General features: G+C 53.0%; 9 protein-coding genes and 1 pseudogene. 9 read left to right on the forward strand and 1 reads right to left on the reverse strand.

Features of this window, described 5'->3' with window-relative positions; translation table 11 throughout:
• The first annotated feature begins 6 nt into the window (after positions 1-6).
• The 8 genes and pseudogenes from Pmgp_RS14500 to Pmgp_RS14535 all read left to right on the forward strand — a co-directional run bounded on the left by Pmgp_RS14500 (position 7) and on the right by Pmgp_RS14535 (position 8,404).
• Positions 7-663 (forward strand): HlyD family secretion protein, encoded by a 657-nt coding sequence (locus Pmgp_RS14500; RefSeq protein ID WP_134214693.1) that lies wholly within the window; start codon positions 7-9, stop codon positions 661-663.
• A gap of 188 nt (positions 664-851) precedes the next feature.
• On the forward strand, positions 852-2,444 hold the full coding sequence (locus Pmgp_RS14505) for a DHA2 family efflux MFS transporter permease subunit (protein WP_134214704.1): 1,593 nt from the start codon (positions 852-854) through the stop codon (positions 2,442-2,444).
• 153 nt (positions 2,445-2,597) lie between these two features.
• Complete coding sequence (locus Pmgp_RS14510; RefSeq protein WP_134214694.1) at positions 2,598-3,335, forward strand: WecB/TagA/CpsF family glycosyltransferase; 738 nt, start codon at positions 2,598-2,600, stop codon at positions 3,333-3,335.
• A 32-nt stretch (positions 3,336-3,367) separates the two neighbouring features.
• A complete protein-coding gene (gene csaB / locus Pmgp_RS14515; protein ID WP_134214695.1) occupies positions 3,368-4,462 on the forward strand; it encodes a polysaccharide pyruvyl transferase CsaB in 1,095 nt (364 codons plus the stop codon).
• 75 nt (positions 4,463-4,537) lie between these two features.
• Positions 4,538-4,948, forward strand: a complete 411-nt coding sequence (locus Pmgp_RS14520; RefSeq protein ID WP_134214696.1) for a hypothetical protein — start codon at positions 4,538-4,540, stop codon at positions 4,946-4,948.
• Positions 4,949-4,999: 51 nt separating this feature from the next.
• Positions 5,000-6,265, forward strand: coding sequence for an LCP family protein (locus Pmgp_RS14525; RefSeq protein WP_134214697.1), 1,266 nt, complete (start codon positions 5,000-5,002; stop codon positions 6,263-6,265).
• A gap of 1 nt (position 6,266) precedes the next feature.
• Positions 6,267-6,485: pseudogene (locus Pmgp_RS20380) on the forward strand (ATP-binding cassette domain-containing protein); the annotation flags it as partial.
• A 449-nt stretch (positions 6,486-6,934) separates the two neighbouring features.
• Positions 6,935-8,404 (forward strand): long-chain-fatty-acid--CoA ligase, encoded by a 1,470-nt coding sequence (locus Pmgp_RS14535; protein WP_134214699.1) that lies wholly within the window; start codon positions 6,935-6,937, stop codon positions 8,402-8,404.
• A gap of 224 nt (positions 8,405-8,628) precedes the next feature.
• Here Pmgp_RS14535 and Pmgp_RS14540 read toward each other — a convergent pair whose 3' ends face one another.
• Positions 8,629-9,372 carry a hypothetical protein gene (locus Pmgp_RS14540; protein WP_134214700.1) on the reverse strand — a complete coding sequence of 248 codons (744 nt, stop codon included), beginning with the start codon at positions 9,370-9,372 and terminating at the stop codon, positions 8,629-8,631.
• Between the two features lie 474 nt (positions 9,373-9,846).
• Here Pmgp_RS14540 and Pmgp_RS14545 point away from each other — a divergent pair.
• The coding region (locus Pmgp_RS14545) for a M6 family metalloprotease domain-containing protein (RefSeq protein ID WP_134214701.1) at positions 9,847-11,449 on the forward strand (1,603 nt) is incomplete at its 3' end.

The following is an 11,449-nucleotide window of genomic DNA, read 5'->3' on the forward strand; positions in this document are numbered from 1 at the left end:
TGGAGCATGAAAAAGAAAGCGATTCTCTACGTGGTGCTGGCCGCCATGATTTTTTCCCTGTCGGGCGTAACCTTGTATTACTGGTACAAGAACAGCCATTATGTGGACACTGAGGATGCCAGGGTAGACGGCACCATTGTTAAAATCAGCCCCCAGATCCCGGGCAGGATCTCGGAAATATATGTGGCCGAAGGGGACTATGTCAAAGAAGGGGCGATTATTGCGCGCCAGGTGGACTACCAGCTGACCGGCGGGCTTAACCTGGATCTGGCGGTGGTCAAGTCACCGATATCCGGCACGGTGATTAAGAAAATCGGCAATGTCGGTGAAATAGGCACACCGGGGTCGCCGGTGGTCATGGTGGCTGACCTTAAAAGCCTCTATATAACGGCTAACATTGAAGAAACAGAGCTCTATAAGGTTAAACCCGGCCAGAACGTGGACTTCACCATTGACAGCATTCCCGGGGTGGACTTCAGCGGGCAGGTTATTTCTATCGGTGAAGCCACTGTCTCCACGTTTTCTCTCCTGCCCTCGCAGAATACCAGCGGGAACTTCACCAAGGTGGTCCAGCGGGTTCCGGTTAAAATCGGGATCAAGAGCTACCAGGGCCAACGCCTTCTGCCGGGCATGAATGCTGTTGTACGTATATATATTAAATAGGGGGAGCGGCTGTGCATAAGCCAACCACTAACACTCCGCCGGCAGATACCGCGCGGCAGAGTCCGGATGGCAGCCCTCAGGGCGGGCGGTCCGCTCCTGCCGGAGCAGGCCCCGGTCCCGGCCGCCCGGGCGGCGGACACCCGGGAGAAGGAGGCCATGCTTCCGGCAAGATTCCCATGGCTGCTTTGATGACCCTGATTATCGGGGCGTTCATGGCCATCCTGGACGGCAGTATTGTAAACGTCGCGCTGCCCAGGATGATGTCCATTTTCGGCTCTACCGCCGACCAGATCCAGTGGGTAATGACCGGTTACCTGCTTGCTTCAGGTGTGGTAGTGCCGGTTACCGGCTACCTCAGCGACCGTTACGGCGGTAAAACAGTATATATTGTCTGTCTGGGCGCCTTCACCGCGGGTTCTGCTTTATGCAGCCTGGCCTGGAGCAACAACTCACTGGTAGTGGCCAGGGTAATCCAAGCCATTGGCGGCGGTATGATGATGCCGGTGAGCATGGCCATGATTTACTATATCGTGCCCAGAGACAAAATTGGCATGGCCCTGGGGATCTGGGGGATCGCGGCCATGGTTGCCCCTTCAATAGGACCGACTTTGGGCGGTTACCTTGTTGACAATTTCAGCTGGCAGTGGATATTCACTATTAACATTCCCATCGGTGTGGCGGGTGTCTTCCTTGCCGTGGCCATCCTGGAAGAAACGCCGAAAAAATCCGGACTAAAGGCTGATTACCCGGGTATCATCTTAAGCGCGGCGGGCTGCTTCGCCCTGCTCCTGGCCCTCAGCGAAGGGCAGGATAAGGGCTGGACTTCGTTATATATTGTGAACCTTTTTGTTTTGTCAGGATTTACCCTGACCTTGTTTGTAATCTGGGAACTGATTGCCGAGCAACCTATGCTGGATATTCGCCTGCTGACCAACAAGACTTTCGCGGCCAGCCTGGTTTGTTTGAGCATAGCCACTGTGGGGCTGTTTTCCGCCATATTCCTTATGCCTCTTTTTGTTCAGAATGTCCAGGGCCTCACTCCGATGCAGACAGGTATGATGATGGCGCCGGCGGCTATGGCCTCGGGGGTGATGATGCCCATCAGCGGCAAGCTGTTTGATAAAATCGGCGCCCTGCCCCTGTGCCTGGTGGGGCTTACCGTCACGGTCATTACCACCTTTCACCTGCATACCATCACTTATTACATCAGCTACAGGGAACTGCAGTGGATCCTGGTGGAAAGGTCGCTGGGCCTTGGCTTGTGCATGATGCCCCTGACCACGGCAGGTATGAACACCGTCCCTCACTTTCTGATCGGGCGGGCCTCCGCGCTCGCTAACCTGGTCAGGCAGATTTCAGCCTCTCTCGGCATCGCCTATCTTACTTACGTGATGCTGCAGCGGCAGCAGTACCACACCGCCTGGCTTGCCGATACCATTAACTATAGTTCTCCGGCTGCTGCCAGCACACTGTCGCAGCTGCAGGGCCTGTTGTCACAGGCAGGCTACAGCCCGCAGGGGGCAACCGGCATCCTTTCCTCGCTGGTTGCGCGGGAGGCTTTTATTTCGGGCATTGCTGACGCTTTTGTGATTAGCGCTCTTATTGTAGCCGGATCCATGCCTTTTGTTTTCCTGCTGAGCAAGAAACGGGTGGAAAAACAGAGGGCTTTGGAATACAAGCGTTACGCCCATATGACGCCGCCCGGCGGTCCAATGCCGGGCGGACCGCCCGGCCGGGGCGGCGGGCCGCCCGCCGGGGCGCCGCAGCCGGCGGAAGTCTAAGCACCGGTTAATATGGATCAGCTTTGGGAGGTCCCGTTTTAAGCAAGGCGGGGCTTTTCCTATAGCTTTTGTGGAGAAATAGCGGGAAACGTGGTAGAATAGTCGAAGTACAGGGAACCTGGCAGCAGTGTTAAACAAGGGGAAATAGCATAGATGAGAATAAGTCTCCTTGGCGCAAGTATCGACGCTTTAGGTATGGAAGAAACTGTAGAGCGGGTAGCCGTTTTCATCAAAGACGGGAGGCCGCGCCGCGTCATTACGCTGAACCCGGAATTCCTTTACCGGGCGCAATCCGCGGGAGAACTGCTGGACCTTGTTAAACGCGCCGATTTGGTGACACCGGACGGGGAAGGCATCGTCTGGGCCTGCAGGATGGCAGGCCGGCCTGTACCGGAACGGGTGACAGGGATTGACTTGATGCTGCGGCTGGTGGAAAAGGCTGCCGCCGAGGGGTGGCGAGTTTACCTGCTGGGCGCGGCGCCCGGTGTGGCTGAGGAGGCGGCTGAGAGATTAGGCCGTCTTTACCCCGGCCTTCGCGTAGCGGGCTGCCGGCACGGGTATTTTCAGGAAGACGAGGGTCATAAGGTGGCGGAGGAGATCAGCAAAGCCAAGCCCGACCTGCTTTTTGCGGCGCTGGGAGCGCCCAAGCAGGAGAAGTGGATCGACAGTCACCTGGAAAAATCGGGCGCCACGGTCGCCATAGGTGTCGGCGGCAGCCTGGACGTTCTGGCCGGGCGGGTGAGGCGCGCCCCCGGCTGGGTCCGCCGCCTGCGCCTGGAATGGTTATACCGGCTTTTGAGCAACCCTTCCCGCTGGCGCCGGCAGCTGGTTTTGCCTTTATTTGCCTGGCTGGTGGTCAAAGAGTATAAACTAAAGAGAGTCAGATTTTAATACTTTTTTAAGACTTTTATGGGAGAATGAGTATGCCTAAGGTGGTAATCTCGGGTTACTACGGTTTTCACAACAGCGGCGATGAGGCGATCCTCCACGCCATGCTCCTGGCGCTGAGGAATGAGATCCCCGGGCTGGAGGTTATTGTCCTTTCCAAGGATCCGGACTATACAGCGAGGGAGTTTGGTGTCCGCGCGATACCCAGAGATAAGCCGGGGCCGGTGTATCAGGCCATCAAAGAATCGGACCTTTTAATCAGCGGCGGCGGCGGGCTTTTGCAGGACATCACCGGTCCTAAAAGCATCATTTATTACCTGGGCATTGTCTCTATGGCCAGGCTGCTGGGCAAACCTGTTTTCTTGTACGCCCAGGGTATCGGTCCAATCAATACGGCAATGGGCAGGACGCTGGTCAGGCTGGTAGTGAACCGGGTCAACTCGGTTACGGTGAGAGACACCGACTCAAAAGATGAGCTTGCTGGACTTGGTGTTACCAGACCCAGTCTGGAAGTTACCGCCGACCCGGTGTTGGGACTTGAACCGTCACTTATTGAAAGAAGAAAAGGGCGGGATATCCTGGACTCGCTGGGCATGGACGGGCGCCCTCTGGTTGGTATTTCTGTACGGCGCTGGAAAGGCGGCGAAACCTACAAAAAAGTGATAGCCAGGGCCGCCGACGACCTGGTGGCGGGCGGCTGGCAGGCGCTGCTGGTTCCCATGCACTGTCCCGGCGACCTGACAGCCTGCGGGGAGGTTATGGCCCAGATGAAAGAAAAAGCTTTTCTCCTGGACCATCATACCGATTATTTGAGTTTACTGTCGCTGACCGCCAATCTGGACCTGGCTATCGGGATGAGGCTGCACTTCATTATTTTCAGCGCGATTTTCAGCGTGCCCGTGGTTAGTATTCCTTACGACCCCAAGGTGAACCGTTTTTTGCAGTCGGTAGGCCTGCCCCCCGGTTTCAGTGCTGCAAAGCTGGATTATGACCAATTGTCCGCAGGGATTAAAAACGTTATTGAACACCGGGAACAAATCAGTTCTGCTCTGAAACAGCAGGTAGCCCCTCTGCGTGCCGAGGCTTTGAAGAACGCTTCCCTGGTGGCCGAACTTTTAAAGAGTTTTTGACGTCTAATATAAAAGTAGTTTATAATTGGTAGGTGCAAGGTCAATATGTCGAAAAATTAGCTGGGAGGAGTTTTGGTGAGTAAGAACAGAGTTAAAGCAGCTGTTGTAATTTTACTGCTTGTCACGGCGCTGTTTTTGGTGTACACTGCTTTTGCCGGAACAGACAGTGAACCGGGCGGGAGCGGTGACCCTTTAGTTACTCAGAGCTACGTTGATCAGTATGTCCAGTGGAAAGTCGTTGAATTAGAAAAAGGCCAGGTGCTAAAAGGCCGGGCCGGGCTGGAACTTGTCGTTAGAAGAGGCCAGGCGCTGGTGGTTGACCCTGTCGGGAACGGCATTCCCGACCTCACCAGCGGGACGGACATAAGCGCCGGGAGTTTAGTGACACTGAATCACCTGATGCTTATACCCCGCGAAGACGGGCGCGGCATAAAGGCAACATCACCGGTTGTGGCCATGTACCGGGGCGGGGCATTAATCCAGTGACAGCTTGTATTCATCAACTAAGATGAATTATTGGTAAACGGGGTGAGAGAAATGACCAGAACCAGGCGGAAACTAAAAAGAAAAACGCCCCTTATAATCTGTGGGGTGCTGCTGCTGGTTTTCGTGGCTGGCGGTATTATCATGACCTGTTTCCCTGAGGCGGTTCCAGATACTATAACAACTCCAGGCACGGAAGGCAAGCGTTTGAATGTGCTGCTGCTGGGGATTGACGCCCGGCAGGGTGAAACCATGGCCCGTACAGATACTATGATCCTGGCCAGCTATGACCCGAAAACCAAGCAGGTGTCGCTGCTCTCCATCCCGCGGGACACCAGAGTGGCCATCCCGGGCCACGGGATGGATAAAATCAACAGCGCCAGCATTTACGGCGGGCCGGACCTTTCTATGAAGGTTGTGTCCAGCTTGCTGGGAATACAGGTCAAGTATTACGTTTTAACTAATTTCAGCGGCTTCAAGGACATTGTTGACGCTCTCGGGGGAGTAACCCTGGATGTGGAGCAGAATATGTACCATGAGGATGAGACTGACGGCGGGGTCTACCAGATCAGTCTGAGTAAGGGCGTGCAGCGGCTTAACGGTGATAAGGCGCTCCAGTACGTGCGGTACCGGGACTATGCCCTGGGGGATATTGACCGGACTAAACACCAGCAAAAGTTTTTGATGGCCCTGGGCAAAGAAATGCTTCAGCCCTCAACCATAACCAAACTGCCCAAGTTGATCCCCGAAATCAACAAGTACGTCAAGACCAACCTGGGTGTGAGCGACATGGTAAAAATGGCTTCGGCCATGAAAAACAATGAAAATTACAATATGTTAGCTCAAACCCTGCCGGGACGGCCAGTAGATATTGACGGAGTAAGCTACTGGGGAGTCGATCCCGCGGAAGCCAAACAAACCTTGGCAAAACTGTTCAGCGGGGAAGCTGCTACGGAAGTTGTTCTAAACACACCCTTAACCGGCCAGTACGCGGCGCCTCAAACAACGTCAACACAGTCAACCAGCGAGGAAGATAAGGAAGGGACGCCTGCTGCCGGTAAACAGCAGGCCGGTTCAAAAACACAGCAAGGCCAAAGCGGTTCCTCCAAGACAACCACCACCAAGCCCGGCCAGACCACGGGCAACAGCTCGGGCGGCACAAGCGGCAGCGGGGGCGCCACGGTGATTATCACACCAATAGAACCTGGCGGATCCGGTACCGGCACTGCAACCGGTAAAACCCCCTCCGGCTCGAAAACCAGCCCGGACACGGGCACCGGAAAAACCGGGACTTCCGACACATCCGGCGCCACCATATAAAGTGTTAAAAGGCATCGACTGCCACGTGGCCGGACAGGAAGTAGTGGTGGTAATCGGGCCGAGCGGTTCGGGAAAAAGCACATTTCTGCGCTGCCTGAATTACCTGGAAGAGCCTACTTCCGGCGAAATAGTAATTGACGGCATTAACCTGACCGCCAAAGACAGTGTGAGCAACAAAGTGCGGATGGAAGTGGGCATGGTCTTTCAAAGATTTAACCTTCATTGTTATACCTTTACTGTCGGTAAAACTAAGCAGGCTGGCGGCTGTCGCTCCGGGTGGGGCTACCACCATGGATACCACCCTGCCGCTGATAGCCAGGTGTACCGACGCCGATATTGCCGTAATCGCGGTGATCAACGGTACTGCTCTGTCCGCGCTGGCGCCGCTTCTAATACCGCTGCTGATAACATTTTAACGCTAATTTTTGGCCGCTTTGCTCAGGCGGTTTTTATTATATGGTAAACAGACAGATAATTGAGCAAATTCAAATGAGTAATTTCGAAAAGTTGGTTTGCAAAGACCGTCCTGTCATCGCGAGGAGCGAAAGCGACGTGGCGATCTCACAGTATAAAGCGGGGGTAAGAGCCGGAGATTGCTTCGCTTAACGCTCGCAATGACAAACGGTAGGACTTTCCGAAAGTATTTTCAAATTTTAAGGGAGGTAAGATATGCTTGTTCATCAGTTGATTTTCCGGGGAGAAAATAACAGCCTGGCCCTGAGTCAGAAAAATGTCAGGATTAATTATGGCCAACTCCAAAAAACGACAGGTCGATACCGGGATTATTTTTATGCCGCGGGAATAAGGCCGCGGGATCATGTAGCCCTTTTTGCCGTTAATTCCATGGAGTTTGTCTTTAGCTATATGGCTATTGCCAGCCTCGGTTGTGTGGTCGTGCCTCTGAACACCATGCTCACACCCCGCGAGATATCCTTTATCTTGAAAGATGCCGGAGCGAAACATATTGTCACTGACAAACAGCTGGTGCTTCCTGCCGGTAATGATGTGTCCCCGGCGGTGGTTCAGATCTATATTCCTGAAATTAATAAAGCGTTGGAGCAGGCTGCCTATCCGGCTGCCCCTGAAATTCCCGTAGGGGAATCAGACACCTGCGCCATCCTGTACACTTCAGGCACCACGGGACGGCCAAAGGGCGCCATGCTTTCCCACCACAACCTGATCAGCAATGCCAAATCGGTGACTGAAGCCCTCAGTGCCGTTAGAGAGGACAACTTTTTGTGCGTGCTGCCGATGTTTCACAGTTTTGCCTGGACCTGCGCGGTGCTGGCTCCGTTTTATACCGGCGCGTCCGTTACCGTTGTTGAGCTTTTTTCACCCAAGGATGTCATAGCCACGATCCGGGATCAGGGAGTCACAGTTGTATTAGGCGTGCCGGCCATGTACACTTATTACGCCGCTCTGGCCAAGCCGGAGGAACTGGCCGGAGTGCGCCTCTTTGCCTCAGGCGCCGCTTCTTTGCCACTGGAGACCATTAACAGCTTTTTCGCTAAAACCAGGCAGAGGGTTATAGAAGGATACGGGTTGTCGGAGGCTTCACCGGCTTGCTGCTTCAACCCTGTCGATGCTACCAAGCCCGGCTCGATTGGCCTGCCCCTGCCGGGTGTAAAGGTCAGGGTAGTAGACCAGGAAGGGCGGGAAACCGGCCCCGCCCAGGTAGGCGAGCTGATTGTGCAGGGCCCCAACGTCATGTCGGGGTATTACGGCCTGAGCGCGGAAACAGCCGAAGCCCTGCGGGGAGGGTGGCTTTACACGGGGGACTTAGCTTATAAAGATGAAGAAGGGTATGTTTACATTGTCGACCGCAAAAAGGACATGGTTATAGTCAGCGGTCTGAATGTCTACCCGCGCGAGGTGGAAGAAGTATTGTTCCAGTACCCCGCCATAAAAGAAGCGGCAGTGGTCGGGGCGCCCGATAAAAAACGCGGTGAGAGCGTCCGGGCTTACGTGGTTTTAAAAGAAGGCATGAAGCTGGATAAAAATGATCTAAAAGCTTTTTTGAGGGCCAACCTGGCCGCCTATAAACTGCCGCGTGACATTGTGGAGCTGGCCTTCCTGCCGAAAAACTCCACAGGCAAAGTCTTAAAAAACGAGCTCAGGCAGCTCAGTAAAGGTAAGTGAGATAAATAGGCTATAAGTCGTAAGTCGTAGGCCGTAAGGCGCATAAAGCTGTCATAAGCTGTAGGTCGTAAGTCGTAGGTGTGTATGTAAATTTTATTGGGTCAAAGACCAAATAGGAATGCAGGATATGCCTGCGGCCTATAGCCTACGACTTAGTGACTTATGATTAAAGCGAGACAAGAGATCACTCTCTTGTCTCATCCTGTTTAATAGCCTGGGTGGTGTTATTCCTTTACCACCGGTGAGGCGGCTTCGTCAAACGGGTTGGTTCTCAGGGCAAAAGAGAACAGATAGGGATAATTTCTGTTCAGGTATTGCATGTAAGCCAGCCACTGGACGGCCATGTTCCTGTACGCCCTTTTAATATCACCCGCCAGGTGGCGCAGGTCGCTGTCGGGCAGATCCGCGAAACCCTTTCTGTGATCAAGTTCGTCAACCACGTGCAGAGTTGAGCGGAGTGACTCGGTAAAGGATTCATGTTCGAGCAGCGCCGGGTTCTCCAACAGCCTGAGCAGAAAGTCCCTTTTCCCGTTCAGAAGGTGTTTGAGCTCAGCCAGGCCGGTTTGATCAATCTCGATATTACAAGCGTATTTTTTAAGCCGGTCTCTTAGCCTGGTATAGTCCTGAGCAGACCAGCGGTCGCTGATCAGCAGTTCGTTTTTGAAGCTGTCCAGGTTGGGGTCTTTTTTAGCAATAAAGGAAAGCAGGTGGGTCCCCATTTCGCTGAAAAACATGCCGATGACCATGTTTGTCTTTTCCAGCCGGTCCCGCTTGGCCCGGACCGTGAGCAGTTTGTTGAGGACCACGGTGACCAGAAGGACGTTGACGGGCAGAAAGCCAAGCGCGTTGAGAACAAAGATATAAGTGTTTTGAAGGTCACTGATGATGAAGTATTTTATCAGGTAGATTATAAATGATAATAAGACCAGATAAACTCCCAGCCTTAATTCCCAGTTGAAAAATTTCACCGGCTTATAACCTCCTTCAGACTGCTGAAATCCGGTTTACAGTTAAGTCATTAGATGCTCTGCCGATAGTAATAGTAGTCTCACTATCTAAAGCGTGCAGTGGAATTATTAAGGTCATCCCATTTGATAAAGATACTTCTCCTCTTGGGCAGAGATTTGTATGCTTTCTCCTTTCTCCTTTTTTTGCAACATATGGTCCTGAATATAAACGGGTTCTATAAACAGGGGGCAGATCCTGCTGAAAGCTCGTCGAAATTTATCATTTATTATTCAAGGAATAATTATCCTTTGTGTCGAAGTAAGCTTAGATTAAGGTATGCTTGTAAGACAGTCTAATAATAATGGAGGTGATGTTTGGGCAGTTTAGATTAATTTTAATTAGAGAGGTGAATTAGTATTAGTTTTAGAAGATCGTTTTTAGCCACACTTGTTTTCCTTATTATTGGTTTAACTATTCCGGGTACGCTTTATGCCATGGAACGGCCAACCCCTGATGAGATTGCGCAGTACAAGCTCGACGGCACTTTTGACGACCGGGTGAGGGAGGCGAAGAACATCGGCAACCAGAAGACAGACCCCTCCCTGATCAGAAACCTGTACCATAATCTGCAACGCATCAACATGAAAGAGCGTGGTCTGTCTGATGAGGAAATTGAAAGACAGCTAAGCGATAACCAGCTTCCCGGCGAATGGAGTGGCGGGCTCCCGGCGACAGGGTCGCCCAAAGCCCTGGTAATTCTGGTGGATTTCCCGGACTACCCTCATGCTTCAAACCAGACAGTAAATGATGTTTACTCCGGTTTTTTCGGTAGTGGTAATTCGGCCAACGCTCCGTACGAAAGTTTAAATAAATTCTACCAGCGTTCGTCTTACCAACAGCTTAATATTACTGGCAATGTCCTGGGTTGGTACAGAGCCCGGTACAACCGTTCGTACTATGAAAATCTCGGCGATGGTTACGGTCAGGAAGCCCTAATTAAAGAAGCAGTTAACTATTATAATAGTGAAGGTCACGACTTTACCCAGTATGACAATGACGGTGACGGAAATATTGAGGCTCTCTTTATAAAGTGGACCGGCCCGGATAACGGCTGGAGCGGTTTCTGGTGGGCCTATCAAACCAGCTGGTATTATAATACGGGCTTTACCGTTGACGGCAAACGAATAAACAAGTATGTTTGGTCCTGGTATAACAGGGGATCAAACGGCACCTGGACAGGCCTGTATTCACCCCGCACCGATATCCATGAGACAGGGCACCTGCTCGGCCTGCCGGATTATTACGATTATGACGAAACCGTAGGGCCAAACGGAGGAGTGGGATGGCTGGACATGATGGACAGCAACTGGGGTGATCACAACTGTTTTTCAAAATTCTTGCTGGGATGGATCAACCCCACCGTCATAGCGTCGGGAACTCAGACAAAGGCGCTTTACCCTTCAGGGAGTACCGATGATGCCGTATTGATCATGCCTGGCGCCACCGCCAGTCCATACGGAGAGTTTTTTATGGCCCAGTACCGTAAGCGCAACGCGGGCAACGACCCGTACAACTACCCTGCCGACGGTATGCTTATATGGCATGTGGACGCGACTCTCAATAGCTCTGGCGACGATTTCCTCTATGATAACTCATATACGGGCCACAAGCTGTTGCGTCTGATGGAGGCCGACGGACTGGAGGAAATTGAATATGGGGATGGGTATGCCGACGCCGGGGACTTCTACACTCCGCCTAAAACATTTACTCCCCTGACCAGCCCAAACAGCAATAGATATTCCGGACAGGCTACCGGTGTGAGTGTTGACAACCTGACCGAACCTGCCGCCACTGCTTCCGCGCGCTTTGGTATTGCCGGATCTTCCGGCGGGGAAGTAACCAGTGTAACCCTGGCGGCCGATAAGACCAGCCCGCAGCCGGCCGGTACAGCGGTTACGTTTACAGCCACGGCTACCGGCAGCAGCAACCCCGTCTACCAGTTCTGGTTCCAGGCCCCGAACGGCAACTGGTACAGCAGCGGCCCATACGGCAGCGGCAATACCTTCCAGCTGCCCAACCCGGTGGCGGGCACCTATA

The organism is Pelotomaculum propionicicum (assembly GCF_004369225.1).
GTDB classification, from domain to species: domain Bacteria; phylum Bacillota; class Desulfotomaculia; order Desulfotomaculales; family Pelotomaculaceae; genus Pelotomaculum_B; species Pelotomaculum_B propionicicum.

Excerpts from the sequence above, each read along its gene's own strand:
- Pmgp_RS14535 (WP_134214699.1), top strand. The coding sequence starts at position 6,935 with ATGCTTGTTCATCAGTTGATTTTCCGGGGAGAAAATAACAGCCTGGCC.
- Pmgp_RS14505 (WP_134214704.1), top strand. The coding sequence starts at position 852 with ATGACCCTGATTATCGGGGCGTTCATGGCCATCCTGGACGGCAGTATT.
- csaB (WP_134214695.1), top strand. The coding sequence starts at position 3,368 with ATGCCTAAGGTGGTAATCTCGGGTTACTACGGTTTTCACAACAGCGGC.
- Pmgp_RS14510 (WP_134214694.1), top strand. The coding sequence starts at position 2,598 with ATGAGAATAAGTCTCCTTGGCGCAAGTATCGACGCTTTAGGTATGGAA.
- Pmgp_RS14525 (WP_134214697.1), top strand. The coding sequence starts at position 5,000 with ATGACCAGAACCAGGCGGAAACTAAAAAGAAAAACGCCCCTTATAATC.
- Pmgp_RS14500 (WP_134214693.1), top strand. The coding sequence starts at position 7 with ATGAAAAAGAAAGCGATTCTCTACGTGGTGCTGGCCGCCATGATTTTT.